The organism is Prosthecobacter vanneervenii (assembly GCF_014203095.1).
In the GTDB taxonomy this organism is placed as follows: Bacteria; Verrucomicrobiota; Verrucomicrobiia; order Verrucomicrobiales; family Verrucomicrobiaceae; genus Prosthecobacter; species Prosthecobacter vanneervenii.
Window position 1 is genome coordinate 276457 of sequence record NZ_JACHIG010000007.1, and the last position, 19552, is coordinate 296008.

Below are 19552 nucleotides of genomic sequence, written 5' to 3' on the forward strand. Positions count from 1 at the left end.
AAACTCTCCCTCTGAGACAGACCCGTTTTCAACAGATGGTGGTATAATCCAAGCACGCACACAGCCATCCTTGCCATCCAAGATAAGCGCCTGCCGCACGGCCGGTAGGGAACCGCTGTGCGGGTCCGAAGATTCGGGTCTGTGGCTGCGCAGGCGCTCAAATAGGTGCGCCGTCATTGGAGCGTGGAAAAGCCTGAGCCCTTGAGGCATTGAGCGCCATGACGAGTTAGAGCGGTGCCATGTCCCCATCCCATGAAGCAACCTCTGTCCGACAGCCACCTGCCTGGAGACTTCTTCACAGCTGCGGCGGATATGAGGCGCGCGGTCACCCCGTCTGGACTTCGCGCTTTTTTCTCACCTCACCGCCCCACTTCCAGCAGCGTCGGCAGCTTGTGCAGCGGCGTAATCTCATTCGCACCAGCCGCACTCGCCGCCGGTTTCACCGCCTTCGGATCACTCGACTTCAAAAAGCGGAACAGCTCGCTCTCCGTCGTGAAGACCATCGTCGTGTCCGCCGTGATCAGCGTCTTGTACGTCTCCATCGTTTTCAGAAACTCAAACAGCTGCGCCGCTTCCGGCGTCTGGTTGTACGCCTTCGCGTAGATCTCCGTTGCCTTCGCATCTGCCGCACCTTCCAGCTCCTGCACCTTCCGGTACGCTTCAGACTCGATCGTCGCCAGATCACGCTCCCGCTCACCATTGATCTTTGCCGCCTCACCCTCGCCTTCCGCTCGGTGCAGCTTTGCGATCTGCTCACGTTCGGAAATCATGCGCTGATGAATCGACTGGCTCACCGAAGGATCGTAGTCGATCCGTTTGAACCTCACATCCAGCAGCTTGATCCCATAGCCCTCGATCTTCGGGATCGCATTCTTGAGCACTTCCGCCTCCAGCTCCACCCGGCCATGCGAGATCGGCGGCAGCACCCCGATCCGCAGGTCCGCCGTGGACGGCACCGTCCCGCTGCCGCTGCTCGTGTTCGACACATCACGCACCGCCTTGCGGTCCTTCGTCGTCCGCACTGCCTCAATGAAATCATGCTTCGCAATCACGATGCGCGTCTCGCTCGCCAGGATGTCATCCAGTCGCGAGAGCGCACGTCGCTCATCCGTCAGCTGGCGGAAAAACACCAGCGGATCACTGATCTCCCACCGGCCAAACACATCCACCACCACGATCACCTTGTCCTTCGTCGTCATGTTGGCCGAGGGGCCGTCCCACTCCAGCACCCGCTTGTCCAGCCGGTTCACCGTCTGGATAAAAGGCGTCTTCCAGTGCAGCCCGGCTTTCTTCACCGGTTCGCCCACCGGCATGCCAAACTGCGTGATCACCACCTGCTCCGTCTCGCTCACGGTGTACAAGCCCGAGCCCAGCACAATCGTCAGCGACAGGACAACAATCAGTAAAAGAGAGGCTTTCATCGTGTGGCAGGGGCAGGGGTGGTTTGGCGCAGATTCATCAGCGGCAGGAAGGACGAGGCCTTGTCATCCAGGATCACCTTGCCCGGCACCTGGGACAGCACATCGCTCATCGTCTCCAGATACAGGCGCTTCTTCGTCACCTCCGGTGCTTTCAGGTATTCCGTCAGCACCGCCTGGAATCGCGCTGCATCACCCTCCGCCTCATTCACGCGCTTGGCCGCATAGCCCTCAGCACCCTTGATCTTCTGCTCCGCTTCACCGCGCGCCTTCGGAATGATCTGGTTGTAGTTCCCGCTCGCCGTGTTGATCGCAGACTCCTTCTCCTGCTTCGCGCGGTTCACATCGCTGAAGCTCGCCTGCACATCCGCAGGCGGGTTGATGTTGCCCAGCTGGATCTGATCAATGTGCACACCCATGCTCAGCGCTGCCACCAGCTCCCGCAGCCGCTCGGCACACTTCGCCTCCATCTCCTGCCTGCCAATAGTGAGCACCTCATCCACCGTGCGGTCGCCCACCACCTCGCGCATCACCGCCTGGGAGAGATCCCGCAGCGTCGGCAGCGGCTCGCGGAAGTTGAACACATACGCCACCGGATCGCTGATATGGTATTGCACCACCCACTCCACCAGCGCTGTGTTCAGGTCCCCCGTCACCATCGTCTTCTCACCCTCCTGCTCGCGGTAGTCCGCATACTGGTAGGGGTTCGTCGCACCGCGGGTGGCAAAGCCAAACTCCAGCTTCTGCTGCCGCAAAATCTCCACCAGCGTCACGCTGTCGATCCCCCACGGCAGCTTGAAGTGCAGCCCCGGATTCTCCGTCTTCAGATACCCGCCAAAACGCTGCACCACCGCCACCGACTCCGCCGGCACTTGATACACGCCCGAGAAAACACCGACCGCCACAAACAGTCCGATCAGCGCCGTGAGGATCAGGCGCGGATTAAAGCTGATCTGTGGCGCATTGGGAAAAGGTCGTACCTCGCTCATGTCACGAGGCTAGACCATTCCCCCCTCGCGGCAAAGCCCTACTTCATTCCAAAATCCGACACATATTGTTCCACGATCTCCTTCAGCGTCGGCGGCTTCGGCAGCCCGATGGCTTCCGCACGCGAGCCATCCACCTGCTGCGGCCAGTTGTCCACGATCCCCTGAATCCGCGCATCAAACGCATCCACGATCGGCCCCAGCTTGATGCCTTTCTCCTCTGCCACTTCCTGGATCACCTTTTCCGCGATGTTCGGCGTCACACGGTGCGCCGGCAGCACATACGCGCGGTCCTTGCCCAGCTTCTCCTCAGGCACCTCGCTCAGGAAGATGAAGGACTCAATCACCGTCCGGTACCCCGTCATCGGGTGCGGCTGGTCGCGGCGGATCGGCAGCATGCACGGCTCGCCATTCAGCGGCTCACGAAACATCCCGCTCGCCCAGCTCGACGCCGCCGCATTCGGCTTGCCCGGCCGCACGATCACTGTCGGCAGCCGCACACTGCGCCCGTCAAAGTGGCCTTTGCGTGTGTGATCGTTCACCATCATCTCGCACATCGCCTTCGTCATTCCATACGTCGTCTGCGGCAGCTGCTTCGTCAGGTCAGACATCATCTGAGACATGTCCAGCCCGCCATACACCGCCACACTGCTCGCGAAAACAACACGCGGTCTTCCCTCCGCCGCACGCGCCGCCTCAAACACATTACGCCCGCCCTCCAGGTTCACCCGCATCGCGTCATCAAAGCGCTCCTCGCACTCCCCGCTCACCATCGACGCCAGGTGAAAAATCACGTCAAACTTCGCCCCCGTCGCCGCCAGCACCGTCGCACGGTCGCCGATGTCACCTGTGATGTGCTTCACCCGCGCATCCGTCGGCTCGCTGCGGAAAAACGCATCCAGCAGCACCATCTCCGTGATCGCCTTCCCGCACCACGTACCGCGTTCCAGGAGTTTCTGTGCCAGCTGTGATCCAAGGAAGCCGCCGCCGCCGGTGATGATGATTTTCATGAGTTGGGTTGGGAAGGAGTTTGCCATCAGGTCCAGCCTGATGTGAGTTCGCCACCGACATGAGCAAGCCACTCTCAGGATACAAGATCGGATTCGTCGGACTCGGCAATATGGGCCGCGCCAATGCACGCCACCTCCATGAAGCCGGAGCCGACGTCGTCGTCTGGAACCGCAGCGCCGCCCCCGCCGAGGCCGCCGTCGCCCTCGGCATGCGCCGCGCCGCCTCCCTCCCAGAGCTCGCCCGCGAGATCGGCCCCGGCATCATCTGCATCAATCTCACCATGACCGACGTCGTCGAAGCCGTCGTCTTCGGCCCCGGCGGCCTCATCGAAGGCCTGCACCCAGACGCCCTCATTATCGACTTCGGCACCACCGGCGTCCCCGAGACCAAAAAATTCGGCGAACGCGTCCATTGGGTCGACTCCCCCGTCTCCGGCGGCCAGGTCGGCGCAGAGGCAGGCACCCTCACCATCATGGCCGGCGGCAGCTCGGAAAACTTCCAGCGCGCCCTCCCCATCTTCCAGGCCGTCGGCAAAAACATCACCCACCTCGGCCCCGTCGGCAGTGGTCAGGTCACCAAGCTCGCCAATCAGCTCATCGTTGCTCAGACCATCGACGCCGTCGCCCAGGCCCTCCGCCTCGCCGAACTCTCCGGCGTCGATCCCGCCCTCGTTAGGAAGGCCCTTCTCGGCGGCTTCGCCGAAAGCCGTATCCTCGACCTCCACGGCGACCGCATGGTCCGCCGCGACTTCGCCCCTGGCGGCCGCGCCACCCTCCAGCTCAAAGACGTCCGCCTCATGTCCCAGCTCGCCGACTCCGTCGGCCTCGACTCTCCCACCCTCAAAAACTCCCTCGCCCAGTGGGAAAAATTCGTCCACGAAAAACACCTCGGCGACCTCGACCACTCCGGCCTCTTCAGGTTGTATGAGTGAGCCAGGCAAAGAGGATCGTTCAATCACAGTCCTCCTCGGCCCACGCGCTACGGATGACTCCGTCGCCATCTGGCGCGTCTGCGTTGCCAATCAATGGCCTGTCCACCGCATCCAGGCCTGGCGCGTTCCCGAAGAACTGCGCTCCTGTCCAAACAGCATCATCATCTACGGAGAGCCCCTTTTCGCAGAGGCCGTCGCCGATCAAATGGACCTCGCCCTCCTGGAACCTTCCATCGACTGGCTCACCACCGTTCCTCAGAAATACCTCTCCCGTCAGATCGAGTTCATGACTCTCGGCAGCGCGCGCCTCTTGGACTCACCGGCCTTTGTCAAACCCGCCGACGGCAAGATCTTCGAGCCTCGCGTCTATGCTTCTGGCAGCGACCTCCCCTCCGAAGAGCAGGTAGATCAAGACATCCCCGTCCTCCGTTCCGGCATCATGGACTTCCGGCTCGAAGTCCGCTGCTTCGTTCTGGGACGTCGCATCATGACCATGAGCCCCTACTGGAGGGAAGGGGAGCTCGCCCGATCCGCAGACGACCAATGGCCGTTCTTCCTCCGGGAAGAAACCGAGGCCCGCACCTTCGCAGAAAGCATCCTGTCAGACGCAGATGTTCCATTTCCTCCAGCATGCACCCTCGACATTGGTAAAACAACCGACGGCATCTGGGCCATCATCGAATCAAACCCCTGCTGGGGCGCCGGCCTCTACGGCTGCGATCCTTCCCAGGTCCTGCGCACCATTCGCTCATCCATTGTGCCCACATCAGAAGTCACCGCGGCACATCGACCTTGGATCTCAAAACGCAGAAGTGCATCAGCGTAAAGCCCCCCGGTCCACATCGCGGGCCAACGGCCCGCAGGACTCAGCCCAGGGCGCGGCGCAGCAAGCCCTGGGTTCGCACAGTCCCTGTGCGGCGCTTCGCTATCACCCTGCACTCCGCGCCCTCCTTCCAATTTAAAATTCCCAGTTTTCAGTTCTCAGTTTTCAATCTCCCCACGCCCACCAGCTTCAGCTCCACTAAAAACCACCCACAAAACGAGATCACCTCATCCGTGCTGGCAGTGTAATCCGTGGTTAAAAAACTCTGCCCCCTCTGCCCCTCTGCGGCTAAATCGAACGTCCCTTCGATCTACCTTCGCCCCCCTCACGCATGCATCACCTGCCCCCCATCAATATTGATGGTCTGCCCGGTGATGTTCTTCGCATGATCTGACGCCAGAAACGTCGCCATCGCCGCATACTCCTCCGGCATCTGCCAGCGGCCCAGGTGAGACACCTTCTTGATCTTCTCCGCCGCCCACTCATCAAAGCTCTGCCGCTTCTCCTCCGGCAGCTTCTTCTGCCCCGCCGCCCAGATGCTTTGGTTCAGCTCCGTCTTCACCATCCCCGGCGCCAGCGCATTCACCCGCACGTTGTGCGGCCCCAGATCCTTCGCCGCGCATTGAGTAAAATTAATCAGCCCCGCCTTCGACGCGCTGTACGGCGGATCCGTCTGCGACCCCATCTGCCCCGCCACCGACACCAGAAACAGCATCGATCCCCCACCTCGCTCGATCAGCCTCGGCGCAAACGCATGCGCCACATTCACCGCCCCGATCAGGTTCACCTCCAGCACCCGCGCCCAGTCACCCGGCTCCAGATTCCAAAACGGAAACCCAAACTTCCCCGAGCCAATCCCAACGCAAAACACCACGTGGTCCACCGCCTCAAACTCCCCCGCAAACGCCTTCACCGCGTCATAGCTCGCCACATCCCCCGCAGTCACAAACTCCGCCGTCTTCTCCCGGTCAAAGCCACGCACCACGCACCCCTCCGCCACAAACCCCTCCGCAATCGCCCGGCCAATGCCACGCGCCGCTCCAAACACCGCCACCGACTGTCCCGCTAGATTCAAATTCATCCCTCAATTATGAAGCGCCCGCTTCGCTTATGCAAAGCACACCTCACAGGCACGCGCACTCCCAGCGCAGGGTAGGGGGCTGGTCCTCCAGCCTCCGCCGAGCGTCTCGACGCAAACACTACCGCAAATCAGTTGGCGAAAACGATACAGCCACCTCACAAAAAAGCCCCCTGCGGTCTGCAGGAGGCTCTTTCAAAGACTTAAATCGCGTGCCAGCCGCAAAGGCCGGTCACTCTTAGTGTTCCCAGCTGTTGCCCACATTCGTCGGCACATCATCATAGGTGAAGTACTCGCCGTAGTTCAGCGTCGGCTGCGGCCACACGCTGTAGCCGTTGCCATAGCCGCCACCGTGACCGCCAAAGCTCGGCGCTCCGTTGAAATTGCTGTTGTAGTACGTACCACCGAGCGGCACGCGCTTGTAGCCGTGGTCGGACCAGGTCCAGCTTTGACCGCAGGAGGTCAGGGAAAGAGCGGAGATGACCGAGAGGAGGACCAGGGAGTGGACTGCTTTCATGAATTCAGATAATTTTATGGCTAATTGACTGAGAATTGGCCAACCCAGGAAAAAAAGCAATCCTATAAATCCAAGCCCCCATCTTCATAGGCTCACATCGGCCCACACCTGCGGCCCCGTCCCACCCCCAGCACCCACATTTGAGCCAAAAACAAGAATCTTTCCCCGCCATCCCGCGTTACTTCCCCTCCCATACCCCATGAAACGCATCCTTTTCGCCCTCCTCGCCGCCGCCTCCGTCACTTTCGCTGCTGATCACCCCGACACCACCGGCTGGAAGGACCTCTTCGCCCCCGACCTCTCCAACACCGTCGCCCCCGGCAAATGGGAGCTCAAAGACGGCATCCTCGTTGCCAAAGACCACGACACCCTCTGGACCAAAGACTCCTACGGCGACTTCATCCTCGACCTCGAATTCAAGGTCGAAAAAGAATCCAACAGCGGCGTCTTCCTCCGCTCCGGCAATATCAAAGACGTCCTCTCCGCCCTTGAAATCCAGGTCCACGACAGTGCGGACGGCAGCAAATACGGCATGGTCGCCGCCATTTACGACGCCATGCCCCCCAGCCAGAGCGCGGCCAAGCCCGTAGGCGAGTGGAATCACTACACCATCACCTGCAAAGGCCCCCTCGTCACCGTCCTCTTCAACGGCGTCGAAGTCATCAATGCCAACCTCGACAACTGGCCCGAAGTCGGCAAAAACCCCGACGGCACCCCCAACAAATTCAAAAAAGCCCTCAAAGACTTCGCCCGCTCCGGCCCCATCGGCCTCCAAGGCCTCCACGGCAAAGCCCAGGCCCCCGTCTACTACCGAAATCTGAAGATCAAGGTGCTGGAGTAAGCAGGTTCTAGCATTTCACTCATGCCAAAACCCCAAGACATCATCAAGGCGATGGTATCATCGCTGCATAAAGAGCACCTGAAGGGGCTTGGATTTGGTAAAACCGGCACGACTTGGATTCGATCACTCGAGTGGCCTCAGGTGATCAACATCCAGCTCTCCAGTTTTAACAGTGCTGAAGAAGCGAAATTCACAATCAACATTGGAATCTCGATACCTCCTATGAGATCGGCCTGGGGCACCCCGGCCGTGGAGGGAGCACTCAAAGAATATGACTGCGAACTGCGGACCAGAATTGGCTCCCTGCTTCCGAACAAGAACGATAAATGGTGGGATGTAACCTCTGGTTCCGACCCGGAGGAATTGATGCATGAAGTGTCTGACGACATTTCAGACTACGCCTTGCCTTGGTTGAACAAGCTGAAGACTTGGGAGGAAGTCGCCGCCGAGTTCGTTCGCAGTAAGATGTTCGCCAAGGCTGCCCTCGCCTATAACTTTGCAGGTGATTTGCAAGCTGCGGAAACAAACATGGCCCTTGCCATAAGTGAAGCGAATCCGCACGCCCTGCCGAAGTTGAAGAAATTGGCCCAAATATGGCGCATGTCCTAGTCACCCGCACACGCCTCCTCGATCTTCTCCAGCTCCGCCCAGTGCGTACACCTCAGGTATTAAAAGCCGTTGGCGAACATAGCCACGGAGCCATCGCGCCAGGCTCTAGCTCTCGGCATTCCCAATGCATCCCGGTCTTGCTCCCACCCTCACCATGATCACGCCGCCAGCGCACACGGCTTGATGCGTGCCAGCACAGGCCGCATCTCCGCCTCCACCACCTGACGGTCATAGTGCGATTGCAGGTTCAGCCAGACCTCCGCAGGCCATGGGAAATACCGCGCCAGACGCAGGGCCGTGTCCGCCGTGATCGAGCGCCTGCCCTTCACGATCTCATTGATGCGCCGCGGCGGCACACCGATGTCCGTCGCCAGACGATATTCAGACAAGCCCAGCGGCAGCAGGAAATCCTCACGCAGAACTTCTCCAGGATGAATGGGGGCGTGTTTTTTCATGTCATGAAAGAGTTAATGGTAATCAACGATCTCCACATCATGCGGCCCGTCTGATTCCCAGCGAAAGCAGATGCGCCATTGGTCATTGATGCGGATGGAGTGTTGGCTTTTGCGGCTGCCCTTCAGCGCTTCCAGGCGGTTGCCGGGAGGCACACGAAGCTGCAACAGTTCAGTGACGGCATGAAGCTGAGCCAGCTTGCGCAAAGCCGTGCGCTGAATATCCGGCGGAAAGGCGCGGACCTTCTCCAGATGGAACAGGCGTTCGGTGTTGTCGCAGGCAAAGGATCGTATCATGCATCAATGCATGATACAGTAATAACGGATGGCGTTATGAGTGGCAAGAAGGAAATGAAAGCATCCCTTTGGAGATGTCCGCATGCCCACCCCTCACCCCCCACACGCCGCCTTGATCTCCTCCAGCTCCGCCCACCGCGCAAACTTCCCCTCCAGCTCCGCCTTCTTCGCCTCCAGCTTCGCCAGGTAGTCATTCGTTCCCGCGCCCAGCTTCACAAACGTCTCCGGGTTGCTCAGCTCCGTCTCCATCGCCGCGATCTCTCCCTCCAGCGTCGCCATCGCCGCCTCCACCTCCGCCAGCTCACGCTGCTCCTTCTGCGACATCTTCTTCGGCTTCGCGTTGCCCGCCGCTGCCGGCTTCTCCTTCTTCACCGGCGCTTGCACCATCGCCAGTTCCGCTGCCGCCTTCGCCGCGCGCTTCTCCTGGTAGTAGCTGTAGTTCCCCGCGCATTCATGGATGCGCCCCTGTCCCTCAAACGCGATCAGCCGGTCGCACACCCGGTCCAGGAAATACCGGTCATGGCTCACCACCAGCACGCAGCCTTTAAAAGAAAGAATCGCCTCCTCCAGCACTCGCATCGTCTGCAGGTCCAGATCATTCGTCGGCTCATCCAAAATCAAAAAGTTCCCGCCGCGTCGCAGGATCTTCGCCAGCAGCACGCGGCTCTGCTCACCGCCGCTCAGCTCCTTCACCCGCATCGTCGCGCGTTCATCGGTGAAAAGAAACCGCCGCAGATAGGTACGCACATGCAGCTTCTCCGGTCCAAACTGCACAAACTCCGAGTTCGGCCCCGCCACCTCCTCCATCACACTGTTCTCAGGATTCAGCAGCAGCCTCTGTTGGTCCACATAGTTAAACACCGTCCGCTTGCCGATGACCACCTTGCCCTCCGTCGGCTCCTGCTCGCCCATCAGCATCCGCAGCAGCGTCGTCTTGCCCAGCCCGTTGCGGCCGATGATCCCCGTGCACGTCCCCGCTTCAAAGCTCAGGTTCAGGTGGCTGAAAAGCCACCGGTCATTCACACACGCCCCGATGTCCGTCGCATCGATGATCGTGTTCGCCAGCGGTGCCGCCGGCGGAATAATGAGATCCATCACCAGCTCCTCCTCCGGCGCATCCATCGCCGCCACACGTGCATACTCATCCAGACGCGAGCGTTGCTTCGTCCTCCGCGCGCTCACACCCGCCCGCACAAACTCCAGCTCATGCCGCAGAAAGCTCTGCCGCCGCCTCTCCGAGTTCGCCTCCACACTCTCGCGGATCGCCTTGCTCTCCAGAAAGTCGCTGTAGTTCCCCGGATGACTGTAAATCCGGCTGTCATCGATCTCGATGATCCGCGTCGCCACCCGGTCCAAAAAGTACCGGTCATGCGTCACAAACAGCACCGCCCCGGTAAACTCACGCAGGAAAATCTCCAGCCACTCGATCGACTCCGCATCCAGATGGTTCGTCGGCTCATCCAGCAGCAGCAGATCCGGCTGCGCCACCAGCGCACGCGCCAGCGCCACACGCCTCTTCTCACCACCCGAGAGCCCCTTCACAGTCCGGTCCGCCGCCGGCACCCCCAGCTCATTCATCGCCGTGCTGATCCGCGTCTCCACACCCCAGCCATCATGCAGTTGAATCTGGTGCAGCAGCTCCGCCTCCTGGTCCCCCTTGTAGTCGCCGCTTTCATACCGCGCCACCATGTCCAGCAGCGCCGCCGCTCCTGAGCGCACGTTGTCCAGCACGCTCGCCTCCTCATCCAGCGTAAACTCCTGCGCCAGATGGCTCACAATGATCCCGTTCCTCCGCGAGATCGTCCCGCTGTCCGGCTTCTCCGTCCCCGCCAGGATCCGCATCAGGCTCGTCTTCCCACACCCATTGCGTCCCACCAGCCCCAGCTTCTCCCCTTCATGGATGCTCATCGTCGCATCATTAAAAACCTGCTGCAGCCCAAATTGCAGGCGCAGGTCTTTGGCAGAAATAACAGCAGGAGTGATCGGAGACATAAAGGGGGCCGTTGAGATAGCACGATCTTTCCTCCCTGCACCCATTACCTTCCAGTCACCCCACATTCAGACTCACTGCTCATCTCACCATCATCACCTTCATACCCACCGCCATTCATCAAAATTCGCGGTTATTCGCGTCCATTCGCGTTTGCATCATCGGCCCACAATCATTCTCTTGCTCATTCCTCATGTCGATTCCAAAAGAACAGAACAAAGTCCCTCATGGCTTTGCCGGCTAGCATCCGAATGTAGGTCTGGCGTTGAAATGTCCCGCCTTAGCCGTTATTCTTACCTCATGAATCTGACCGCCGTGTATGAACCTGCCGCCGAGGGTGGCTTCACCTGCTGGGTGGAGGAAATCCCTGCCGCTATTTCCGAAGGCGAGACCATCGAAGAAGCGGAAAGCAATCTCATGGAAGCTTTAAAGCTCGTGCTTGAATGCCAGCGTGAGCTTTCAGATCAAACACGCAGCCCAGCCAGTCTCAAGCGCTCGCTCGAACTTGCCGCATGAAGCTCGCTGATCTTGAGCGGCATCTGCGCGGGCATGGCTGCCAGTTGTATCGAGAAGGTGGCAGTCATTCCATCTGGTGGAATCCGACGAACCGGAAGATCACCAGCGTGCCTCGCCACCGTGAAGTGAAGGACAACACTGCTCGCGCCATCTGCAAACAGCTGGAAATCCCCACCCCGTAATTTTTAGGGTTCCCCCAGCGCCTCCCTCACCATCACCGGATCATCTGTCGTGATCCCATCCACCCCCAGCGCCGCAAACCGCTTCACATCCGCAGGCTTGTTCACCGTCCACACATAAAGCCCGAAGCCCGCATCGCGGATCTGCTTCACCATCGCCGCATCCCACGGAAAATCCGCCACTCCCAGGTCCAGCCCGTCCAGCTTGTCCGCCTTCGTGTCCGCGATCAGCTGCGTCAGATCCGTCGGCTTCTTCTCCTTCGTCTTACCAGACGCCAGCCGGTACACCTTCACCCACGGCATCGCCTTCTTCGACTCCGCCGCTGCATCTCGCTTAAACGCAATGATCGCCAGCTGCGCCGCACGGTCCTTCATCGGTTCCAAAATCCGCTTCAGCTCCGGCACGATCTCCGCCCCGCACTTCACCTCAATGAAGAAACGCTGCTTCCCCTTCGGCATCGTCGCCAGCGCCTGCTCCAGCGTTGGGATCTTCTCACTCGCCCACTCCTTGCCCTTCCACGTTCCCGCATCCAGCGCCGTCAGCTCCGCCTGTTTCGTCGTCGCCACATCCAGCTTCACGCCCGTGGTGCGCTTCGTGTCCTTGTCATGAATCACGGCTGTCTTGCCATCGGCCGTCAGGTACACATCCAGCTCACACGCATCCGTACCGTTCTTCCACGCCAGCTCAAACGCCCCCAGCGTGTTCTCCGGCGCACGCGCGGAAAACCCGCGATGAGCAACAATTTCGACAGCATGGGCGGACATGGCGGCAAGAAGGAAAAGTACAGCAGACTTCATGAGGGAGAAAGCAAACGACACAAGCATCCGTAACCCTTCGCCCCAAATGAAATTTTGTTTCCTGCTCGTCATCAGCATCATCATCGTTCGCACGCTGACTTCCTGCTCCAAGTCACCGTCCGCCGATCCCAAAGACCAGCACGTCATCCTCATCAGTCTCGACGGCTTCCCCGCCTGGCTTTGGAACGATGAATCCCTGCAGATCCCCAATCTCCGCAGGCTAGCCGCCGAAGGTGCCAGCACCAAGGCCATGACCGTCAGCAATCCCTCCATCACCTGGATCAATCACACCACTCTCGTCACCGGTGTCGAGCCCCGCAAACACGGCGTCCTCTTCAATGGCCTCCTCGTCCGCCAGGGCGACAACAAGCCGCCCAAGATCGAGCAGTGGGCAGACAAAACCAGGCTCGTTCATGCCCCCACTCTCTATGATGTCGCCCACGATGCCGGACTCACCACCGCCGAGTCAGACTGGGTCGCCGTCACCAAGGCCAAGACCATTGACTGGAGCTTCGCCGAGCTCCCCGAGCTCGAAGGCAAAGTCGAAAAAGAAATGATCGCCGCCGGCGAGATCAAGCCTGAGCACATCACCTGGATGCAGCTCGGCCCCCAGCGCAAAAGCGTCACCTTCCTCGACAACATGTGGACCAAGGCCGCCATCCACATCTTCAAAACCCACAAGCCCAATCTCCTCCTCTACCACACCCTGAATACCGACTCCACCCACCACACCTACGGCCCCGGCTCCTCCGCCAGTTACACCGCCCTCGCCTACGCCGACCGCCTTGTGGGAGATCTCGTCAAAGCCGTCGAAGACAGCGGCCTGCGCGACAGCACCACCTTCATCATCGCCACCGATCACGGCTTCAAAAAAGTTTCGAAAATCATCCTCCCCAATGTCGAGCTCAAGAAAGCCGGGCTCGCCCAGGGCCTCGGCCCCACCATTACCACCTGCGATGCCTACTCCATGACCCAGGGCGGCATGGCCTTCGTCTATGTCACCAATCCCGCCCGCAAGGCCGAGCTCCTGCCCAAGCTCAAAGAAATGTTCGCCAAAGTCGAAGGCGTTGATCGCGTCATCGACGGCACAGACGGCCACACCCTCGGCATGCCCACCCCCGAGGAAAACCAGGGCATGGGAGACCTCGTCCTCTACCCCAAAGCCGGCTATGCCTTCAAAAACGACGCTGGCGGAGACGCCACCGTCACCCCTTCCGTCAACTACGCCGGCACCCACGGCTACCCCAACACCGACCCCGAGCTCGACGGCATCTTCATCGCCAGCGGCCGCGGCATCAAAAAAGGCATCGTCCTCGACCGCATGGCCAATCTCGACGTCGCCCCCACCATCGCCAAACTCATGGGCCTCCAGCTCCCCAATCCCGACGGCCGCGTCCTCGAAGAGATCCTCATCTCCGCCGACAAGAAATAGCCTATAGATTCCGCAGCGCGCGACAGCGTCCTGGAGTGCGCCGGTCCTCCGGCGCTTTCGCATGTCCCTGCCACTCTCCCACGCGCCACAGCCGCCTTACGCCACTTGCTCTTTACTGGGAGCGCCGATGTCCACATCGGCTCCGGCCGCACGTCCCTGCCGCTCCCCCACGCCCCCACGCCCCACCGCGTCCTCATCGCCATTTCCAATTCAAGGCCCCGTAAAATGAATCTACCCCCAATCATTTTACCATTCTCGCCCGCTTTCGGCAGCACCACTCCACCAGGTGCATTTTAGATACATCGTTGTGCGCGTCCTTGCCACACACCCTGACAGATTCCCCCCTCGCGCTTTGTAAACCTCAGCGCCCCCATTCCCCCATGCCTTCCCCCTGTCTCTGCAGAGCCCAGGCTCGTCCCATGCGTCTTCCGCGCATGCTTGCCGTCCTCATGCTCTCCTCCATCCTCGCGCACGCCCAAACCGCTCCCACGCAGATCGAGCAGCGCTGCATCGAATGCCACGACAAGGACACCACCAAAGGCGGCCTCGATCTCACCGCTCTCCCCTTTGATCTCAAAGACTCCTCCACCCGCGACCGCTGGATCCGCATCCACGACCGCGTCGAAAAAGGCGAGATGCCCCCCAAAGCCGAAGACCTCCCACAGTCCGAGCGCACTGCCCTCGTCCAATCGCTCGCCACCTCCATCACCACCGTCGATCACGCAGACATCCTCGCCCACGGTCGCGGCCCGCTCCGCCGACTCAATCGTGATGAGTACGAGCAGAACCTCCGCGACATCCTCCAGCTCCCCGACCTCGATATCCGTGACATCCTCCCCGAAGACCGCGAAGGCCACCGCTTCAACAAGACTACCGACATGCTCGACATGTCCCGCGTCCAGCTCGTCGCCTACCTCGACGCCGCAGAGGCTGCGCTGCACGCCGCCATGACCACCGAGCCAGCGCCACCGCCCATGATCAAATACCGCGCCGTCGGCACAGATCTCTTCCCCGGCACTGGCACCTTCGGCAACCGCGAGGCCATGTTCTTCGCCCGCGACAACAAGGCCATGGAGTTCAGAGGCAAAAAAGACAAAGACAAAGGCAAAAACGAGCCCACCGAAAAGGACCTCGCTAAAGACGACACCATCGAGATGGCCCTCTTCCGCTCTGCAAGCTGGCCCTACCTCGGCACTCCCAAACACTTCACCGCCAAACGCACCGGCAACTACAAAGTCCGCTTCTCCGCCCGCGCCGTCCTTCAGCAGCCCGGCTTCGTCATCACCCCGGCCACGCAGCCCCTGCCCATGACCTTCCGCACCCGCAAACCTGCGGGCGTGGACATCATCAATGAAGTCCACGACTCCGGCGGCATCATCGACATCCAGCCCGAAAAGCGCGTTTACGAAACCACCGTCCGTCTGCGCGCAGGCGAAGCCATCGAGTACAGCCTCCTTGGCCTCCCCATGCCGCTGGCCATGAACCCCAACGGCTCCGCTCCCTCCTACCGCTACCCACCGTTCCCAGAGGGCGGCCAGCCCGGCCTCGCCGTGCAGTGGCTGGAAATCGAAGGCCCCATCGAATCCCAAACCTGGCCGCCAGCCTCACATCATGTCCTCTTTGACGACCTCGGCATCCAGCCCAAACCCCAAGATCCACAGCAAGAAGCCAAACGCCTCCTCCGCCGCTTCGTCACACTCGCCTCCCGCGAGCCCGTCCCCGAAGAAGATTTGAAACTCTTCGACTCCCTCATCCAGGCCCAGCTCGCCAAAAACGTGCCCTTCGCCGAGGCCATGCTCGCAGGCTACAAAGCCTTCCTCGCCTCCGGAGATTTCATCTACGTGCGCGAGCCCATCAAGGCGGACGACCACTTCGCCATCGCCTCCCGCCTCTCTCACTTCCTCACCAACTCACGTCCTGACGCCCAGCTCATGGACCTCGCGCAAAACAAAAAGCTGCGCGATCCCCAGGTCCTCCGCTCCGAAACCGAACGCCTCATCGCCAGCCCCGGCTTTGACCGCTTCGTCAAAAACTTCACCGACTGCTGGCTCAATCTCCGCCACATCCGCCGCGACGATCCCGACATCCGCCTCTTCCCTGAATACCGCTTCGACGAATACCTCGTCGAAAGCATGGAGCGCGAGACCCGCACCTTCTTCACCGCCATGATCCGCGACAACCTGCCCGCCAGCGTGCTGGTGCAGTCAGATTTCGTCTTCGCCAATGACCGTCTCTCCACCCACTACCAGCTTCCACCACTCACGGGTTCCGCCATGCGCAAGGTCTCCTTGCCCAAAGACAGCCCCCTCGGCGGCCTCCTCACTCAGGCCGCCGTTTTGAAAGTCAGCGCCAACGGCACCACCACCTCGCCCGTCGTCCGTGGCGCCTGGGTCATGGAGCGCCTCATCGGCCAGCCACCTCCACCACCACCCGCCAGCGTCCCCGCCGTCGAGCCCGACATTCGCGGAGCCAAAACCATCCGCGATCTCCTCGCCCTTCACACCAAATCCAAAACCTGCGCCGGATGCCACGCCCGTTTCGATCCCGTCGGCCTCGCCCTTGAAAACTTCGACATCCTCGGTGGCTGGCGCACCCACTATCGCGGCCTCGAAGAAGGAGAACGCATCACCGGCATCGACCGCGCTGGCCACACCTTCAGTTACACCATCGCCTCCCCCGTGGACACCAATGGAAAGCTCCTCGACGGCCGTACCTTCAAGAACATCAACGACCTCAAAACCCTCCTCGCCGCCAATCCCCGCCAGCTCGCCCGCAATCTCCTCCACCAGTTCACCCTCTACGCCACCGGCACCCCCGTCCGCTTCTCCGACCGCCCCCAAATCGAATCCCTCCTCAACTCCTGCGCCAAAAACAACTACCCCATCCGCGACCTCCTCCACGCCCTCATCCAAAGCCCCATCTTCCTTGGCAGTCTTTGAAAAGATCCCGAGCATCCCCAAAAAGGACCACCTTTTTCCACCCCGATGTCAAAAGCTCCAGGATTACCGCAAGTGCGCCAGCATAGTGGTCCGCACAGTCCCCTGTGCGGCACTCCGCTATCTCCCTCCCGCTCCGCTTTTCACTGAAAGCACTCAATGTAACCACAGAGCCGGTTCTCCAACACGTTGCTGAAGCAAGAACACGAATCACTAAACCTCTGCGTCCTGTGAAAATCGAAGCTGAACGAGCACCCCCATTTTATCCAGACCATTATCCGCTGATTGCCTTCCAGCTTTCCTATGAAGAAATGGTGACCCGTTTTGGACTCCCACACAGGGTGATGGACGAGAACGATAATGAACCTTGCCCATGCGAATACTGGTCATTCCTATTCCCATGCGGGCTCTCCATCTTTATCGCTTTTCATTTGCAAGCACCCACAGGCCCCACCGGAAGCGTTTATGCCAGCAGCCGTGATATCGGCCACATCCTCGAACACCTGCCTGTAAACGACTGCGTTTTTTGGCGCCTCGACATAGCTGAACCAGATCTGTACCGTGAACGCGGCGGAATCCTCTCTTCTACCTGTCCGTGCGGGACCAAACAAAATGCTTAACTCAAGTATGAACGGTTCACGCATCATCAAATCCTTCTTCCGTCGCCGCGCCTTGGGCCCGTTCGCTGCAATCCAAACGACACCTGTTTGGCAGATACTGTTCTTCGCAACAGCGCCTCGCTGTACACCTGTCCCAAAAGAACTGCATGATCGCCTTCTCGCTGCGAATACCATCTCACCCGTCCAGCCCATCTCATTCTTCGCCACAGCGCCCCGCCCCACACCAGCCCCAAAGGGGCTGCGTAATTCAGCCCAGGGTCAGCCGAGCCTAAGCGAGGCGACCCTGGGTTATGCACCACCCGACCGGGAAGCAAACCCACCGCTCCGCCGCACCCAACGGATACCAGCAGCGTCTGCAAAGCGCCCCGCCGCACATCTGCGCGCACGTTAACCACCTGTCATCCGACTCCTTCCCCATCTCTCTTTCTGATCGTCCCATGAACGCCCCCTACATCGCCAAACCCCTCTCCCGGCGCCGCTTCCTGCGAAGCGCAGGGGCGACTCTCACCCTGCCATTGCTCGAATACCTCCACCCCGTCTTCGGCCGCGCCGCTCAGGTCAAACCACCCCAGCGTCTCCTCATCATCTCAAACAACCTCGGCTTCCTCCCCAAACCCTTCTTCCCCAAAAGCACCGGACGCGACTATGAACTGTCACCAACGCTCGCTCCGCTCAGCGAGGTGAAAAACGAATTCACCCTCTTCAGCGGCCTCTCCCACCCCGACGTCAACGGCGGCCACAGCGCGGAGAACTGCTTCCTCACCGCCGCACGCGGCCCCACCAAGAGCGGCTTCCGCAATCAAATCTCCCTCGATCAATACATCGCCGAAAAACTCGGCCAGCAGACTCGCTATCCAACACTCAATCTCGGCGTCAACATCGACAAAGCCAACCGCAGCCTCTCCTGGACTCGCGACGGCGTCCTCCTCCCCGCTGAAGACAGCGCCCCCGCCCTCTTCCGCCGCATGTTCGTTCAGGGCGATCCCGCCGCTGTCAAAAAACAACTCCAGCAGCTCGACGAACGCGGCAGCATTCTCGACACCCTTCTCGATCAAACCAAGCGCCTCAGCCGCGACCTCGGCAGCACCGACCGCGCACGCCTCGATCAATACCTCACCTCCGTCCGCGAAGTCGAAGAGCGCCTCCTCACCGCCCGCGAATGGGAGCTCAAGCCCAAGCCCGTCGCCACCCAGCCCGAGCCCGAAGACATCCGCGACAAAAAACTCATCTTCGAAAAGCTCGACCTCATGCTCTCCATGGCACAGCTCGCCTTCGAGTCCGACTCCACCCGCATCGTCACCCTCATGGTCGATGCCTTCGCCACGCCCGCCTTCCATCTTCCCGGCGCTGACAACACCACAGAAGGCTACCACGGCCTCAGCCATCACGGCCAGGCCGAGGAAAAAGTACGCCAGCTCGCCGAAGCCGACCTTGAGCAGATGCGCCTCTTCAAAAAGCTCATCCAAACCCTCGCCTCCAAAAAGGAAGACGACGCCCGCCTCCTCGACCGCACCATGGTCCTCTTCGGCAGCAACATGGGAGACGCCAACACCCACGACAACACCAACCTCCCCATCCTCCTCGCCGGCGGCGGCTTCAAACACGGCCAGCACCTCGCCTTCAAACGCGACACCAACCTCCCCCTCAGCAACCTCTTCCTCTCCCTCCTCCACCGCCTCGGCGTCGAGTCCAACCAATTCGGCTCCAGCACCGGCACCATCTCAGGCCTGACCTGACACAGCCATACCCCCCCAGGCCAGCGCATGGAAGTACGACAGACACTCCTGTCTGTCGGTCAGCGCTCCCCAATTCCCCAGCCCTTCAAACAATCTCCATCACACTCCACACAGCCTTCCGAGCTAGGACCAAAGTAGCCTTGTTCCTGTGGAACAAGGAACGCTCCGCATCACCCTGAAATCTCAGTAATCTACAGCTCGTCGCCTCTGTAACACATGCAACTTACGTGCGTCCAAAAGAGCACCATGAAATACCACGAAGTACTCATGTTATCACTATAAACAATGTCCGGCGGGCTGCCACAACCATGGCTGTGGGTGCCGGCCCGCGGTAACTTCATCAAGAGGAAACCGCGTAGCGGTGACATTAAAACTTCAGATG

At 60.4% G+C, this 19552-nt stretch carries 19 protein-coding genes; 10 read left to right on the forward strand and 9 right to left on the reverse strand.

The window, feature by feature from the left end; all coding sequences use genetic code 11:
- Window positions 1-359: 359 nt before the first annotated feature.
- From hflC to HNQ65_RS17080, 3 genes are read right to left on the reverse strand one after another with little or no spacing between them, the layout of a single operon-like run.
- Window positions 360-1421, reverse strand: a complete 1062-nt coding sequence (gene hflC, locus HNQ65_RS17070; RefSeq protein WP_184341122.1) for a protease modulator HflC — start codon at window positions 1419-1421, stop codon at window positions 360-362.
- Window positions 1418-2407, reverse strand: coding sequence for an FtsH protease activity modulator HflK (gene hflK, locus HNQ65_RS17075; protein ID WP_184341124.1), 990 nt, complete (start codon window positions 2405-2407; stop codon window positions 1418-1420). Before hflK ends, hflC begins: the two co-directional genes overlap by 4 nt.
- Before the next feature lie 38 nt (window positions 2408-2445).
- Window positions 2446-3414 (reverse strand): NAD-dependent epimerase/dehydratase family protein, encoded by a 969-nt coding sequence (locus tag HNQ65_RS17080; protein WP_184341126.1) that lies wholly within the window; start codon window positions 3412-3414, stop codon window positions 2446-2448.
- Window positions 3415-3473: 59 nt separating this feature from the next.
- Between HNQ65_RS17080 and HNQ65_RS17085 the strand changes: the two genes are divergently transcribed.
- Together HNQ65_RS17085 and HNQ65_RS17090 are read left to right on the forward strand one after the other, a co-directional pair.
- Complete coding sequence (locus HNQ65_RS17085) at window positions 3474-4346, forward strand: NAD(P)-dependent oxidoreductase (RefSeq protein ID WP_184341129.1); 873 nt, start codon at window positions 3474-3476, stop codon at window positions 4344-4346.
- Window positions 4339-5172, forward strand: coding sequence for an ATP-grasp domain-containing protein (locus HNQ65_RS17090; protein WP_184341131.1), 834 nt, complete (start codon window positions 4339-4341; stop codon window positions 5170-5172). Before HNQ65_RS17085 ends, HNQ65_RS17090 begins: the two co-directional genes overlap by 8 nt.
- 322 nt (window positions 5173-5494) lie before the next feature.
- Here the strand turns inward: HNQ65_RS17090 and HNQ65_RS17095 are convergent, their stop codons facing one another.
- A complete protein-coding gene (locus HNQ65_RS17095) occupies window positions 5495-6250 on the reverse strand; it encodes an SDR family NAD(P)-dependent oxidoreductase (protein ID WP_184341133.1) in 756 nt (251 codons plus the stop codon).
- Window positions 6251-6485: 235 nt separating this feature from the next.
- Window positions 6486-6764 carry a hypothetical protein gene (locus HNQ65_RS17100; protein ID WP_184341135.1) on the reverse strand — a complete coding sequence of 93 codons (279 nt, stop codon included), beginning with the start codon at window positions 6762-6764 and terminating at the stop codon, window positions 6486-6488.
- 199 nt (window positions 6765-6963) lie between these two features.
- Here HNQ65_RS17100 and HNQ65_RS17105 point away from each other — a divergent pair, with 199 nt between their 5' ends.
- Together HNQ65_RS17105 and HNQ65_RS17110 are read left to right on the forward strand one after the other, a co-directional pair.
- Window positions 6964-7605 (forward strand): 3-keto-disaccharide hydrolase, encoded by a 642-nt coding sequence (locus HNQ65_RS17105; RefSeq protein WP_184341137.1) that lies wholly within the window; start codon window positions 6964-6966, stop codon window positions 7603-7605.
- Between the two features lie 21 nt (window positions 7606-7626).
- Window positions 7627-8214 carry a DUF4304 domain-containing protein gene (locus HNQ65_RS17110; RefSeq protein WP_184341139.1) on the forward strand — a complete coding sequence of 196 codons (588 nt, stop codon included), beginning with the start codon at window positions 7627-7629 and terminating at the stop codon, window positions 8212-8214.
- Between the two features lie 158 nt (window positions 8215-8372).
- On the opposite strand, the gene HNQ65_RS17115 is transcribed toward HNQ65_RS17110, so the two are convergent.
- From HNQ65_RS17115 to HNQ65_RS17125, 3 genes are all read right to left on the reverse strand, one after another.
- Window positions 8373-8669: a HigA family addiction module antitoxin gene (locus HNQ65_RS17115; RefSeq protein ID WP_184341141.1), complete on the reverse strand. Its 297-nt coding sequence runs from the start codon at window positions 8667-8669 to the stop codon at window positions 8373-8375.
- Window positions 8670-8681: 12 nt separating this feature from the next.
- On the reverse strand, window positions 8682-8963 hold the full coding sequence (locus HNQ65_RS17120; RefSeq protein ID WP_184341143.1) for a type II toxin-antitoxin system RelE/ParE family toxin: 282 nt from the start codon (window positions 8961-8963) through the stop codon (window positions 8682-8684).
- A gap of 93 nt (window positions 8964-9056) precedes the next feature.
- Window positions 9057-10955: an ABC-F family ATP-binding cassette domain-containing protein gene (locus tag HNQ65_RS17125; protein WP_184341145.1), complete on the reverse strand. Its 1899-nt coding sequence runs from the start codon at window positions 10953-10955 to the stop codon at window positions 9057-9059.
- A gap of 298 nt (window positions 10956-11253) precedes the next feature.
- On the opposite strand from HNQ65_RS17125, the gene HNQ65_RS17130 reads away from it, so the two are divergent.
- Window positions 11254-11469 carry a type II toxin-antitoxin system HicB family antitoxin gene (locus tag HNQ65_RS17130; RefSeq protein WP_184341147.1) on the forward strand — a complete coding sequence of 72 codons (216 nt, stop codon included), beginning with the start codon at window positions 11254-11256 and terminating at the stop codon, window positions 11467-11469.
- Window positions 11466-11651, forward strand: coding sequence for a type II toxin-antitoxin system HicA family toxin (locus HNQ65_RS17135; RefSeq protein WP_184341149.1), 186 nt, complete (start codon window positions 11466-11468; stop codon window positions 11649-11651). The genes HNQ65_RS17130 and HNQ65_RS17135 overlap by 4 nt, the downstream gene beginning before the upstream one ends.
- Before the next feature lie 3 nt (window positions 11652-11654).
- On the opposite strand, the gene HNQ65_RS17140 is transcribed toward HNQ65_RS17135, so the two are convergent.
- A complete protein-coding gene (locus HNQ65_RS17140; RefSeq protein WP_184341151.1) occupies window positions 11655-12446 on the reverse strand; it encodes a glycerophosphodiester phosphodiesterase in 792 nt (263 codons plus the stop codon).
- Window positions 12447-12492: 46 nt separating this feature from the next.
- Between HNQ65_RS17140 and HNQ65_RS17145 the strand changes: the two genes are divergently transcribed.
- The 4 genes from HNQ65_RS17145 to HNQ65_RS17160 all read left to right on the forward strand — a co-directional run bounded on the left by HNQ65_RS17145 (window position 12493) and on the right by HNQ65_RS17160 (window position 19170).
- Window positions 12493-13878: an alkaline phosphatase family protein gene (locus tag HNQ65_RS17145; RefSeq protein ID WP_184341153.1), complete on the forward strand. Its 1386-nt coding sequence runs from the start codon at window positions 12493-12495 to the stop codon at window positions 13876-13878.
- 434 nt (window positions 13879-14312) lie between these two features.
- A complete protein-coding gene (locus HNQ65_RS17150; RefSeq protein ID WP_246438351.1) occupies window positions 14313-16817 on the forward strand; it encodes a DUF1592 domain-containing protein in 2505 nt (834 codons plus the stop codon).
- 227 nt (window positions 16818-17044) lie between these two features.
- The gene (locus tag HNQ65_RS17155) at window positions 17045-17434 is read left to right on the forward strand and encodes a hypothetical protein (RefSeq protein WP_184341157.1); all 390 of its coding nucleotides are present in this window, start codon (window positions 17045-17047) and stop codon (window positions 17432-17434) included.
- Between the two features lie 437 nt (window positions 17435-17871).
- Window positions 17872-19170 (forward strand): DUF1552 domain-containing protein, encoded by a 1299-nt coding sequence (locus HNQ65_RS17160; RefSeq protein WP_184341159.1) that lies wholly within the window; start codon window positions 17872-17874, stop codon window positions 19168-19170.
- Window positions 19171-19552: the final 382 nt, after the last annotated feature.

Bases quoted from the DNA above. Each gene is read 5' to 3' on its own strand.
- hflC (WP_184341122.1), bottom strand. From the start codon at position 1,421: ATGAAAGCCTCTCTTTTACTGATTGTTGTCCTGTCGCTGACGATTGTG.
- hflK (WP_184341124.1), bottom strand. From the start codon at position 2,407: ATGAGCGAGGTACGACCTTTTCCCAATGCGCCACAGATCAGCTTTAAT.
- HNQ65_RS17080 (WP_184341126.1), bottom strand. From the start codon at position 3,414: ATGAAAATCATCATCACCGGCGGCGGCGGCTTCCTTGGATCACAGCTG.
- HNQ65_RS17085 (WP_184341129.1), top strand. From the start codon at position 3,474: ATGAGCAAGCCACTCTCAGGATACAAGATCGGATTCGTCGGACTCGGC.
- HNQ65_RS17090 (WP_184341131.1), top strand. From the start codon at position 4,339: ATGAGTGAGCCAGGCAAAGAGGATCGTTCAATCACAGTCCTCCTCGGC.
- HNQ65_RS17095 (WP_184341133.1), bottom strand. From the start codon at position 6,250: ATGAATTTGAATCTAGCGGGACAGTCGGTGGCGGTGTTTGGAGCGGCG.
- HNQ65_RS17100 (WP_184341135.1), bottom strand. From the start codon at position 6,764: ATGAAAGCAGTCCACTCCCTGGTCCTCCTCTCGGTCATCTCCGCTCTT.
- HNQ65_RS17105 (WP_184341137.1), top strand. From the start codon at position 6,964: ATGAAACGCATCCTTTTCGCCCTCCTCGCCGCCGCCTCCGTCACTTTC.
- HNQ65_RS17110 (WP_184341139.1), top strand. From the start codon at position 7,627: ATGCCAAAACCCCAAGACATCATCAAGGCGATGGTATCATCGCTGCAT.
- HNQ65_RS17115 (WP_184341141.1), bottom strand. From the start codon at position 8,669: ATGAAAAAACACGCCCCCATTCATCCTGGAGAAGTTCTGCGTGAGGAT.
- HNQ65_RS17120 (WP_184341143.1), bottom strand. From the start codon at position 8,963: ATGATACGATCCTTTGCCTGCGACAACACCGAACGCCTGTTCCATCTG.
- HNQ65_RS17125 (WP_184341145.1), bottom strand. From the start codon at position 10,955: ATGTCTCCGATCACTCCTGCTGTTATTTCTGCCAAAGACCTGCGCCTG.
- HNQ65_RS17130 (WP_184341147.1), top strand. From the start codon at position 11,254: ATGAATCTGACCGCCGTGTATGAACCTGCCGCCGAGGGTGGCTTCACC.
- HNQ65_RS17135 (WP_184341149.1), top strand. From the start codon at position 11,466: ATGAAGCTCGCTGATCTTGAGCGGCATCTGCGCGGGCATGGCTGCCAG.
- HNQ65_RS17140 (WP_184341151.1), bottom strand. From the start codon at position 12,446: ATGAAGTCTGCTGTACTTTTCCTTCTTGCCGCCATGTCCGCCCATGCT.
- HNQ65_RS17145 (WP_184341153.1), top strand. From the start codon at position 12,493: ATGAAATTTTGTTTCCTGCTCGTCATCAGCATCATCATCGTTCGCACG.
- HNQ65_RS17150 (WP_246438351.1), top strand. From the start codon at position 14,313: ATGCTTGCCGTCCTCATGCTCTCCTCCATCCTCGCGCACGCCCAAACC.
- HNQ65_RS17160 (WP_184341159.1), top strand. From the start codon at position 17,872: ATGAACGCCCCCTACATCGCCAAACCCCTCTCCCGGCGCCGCTTCCTG.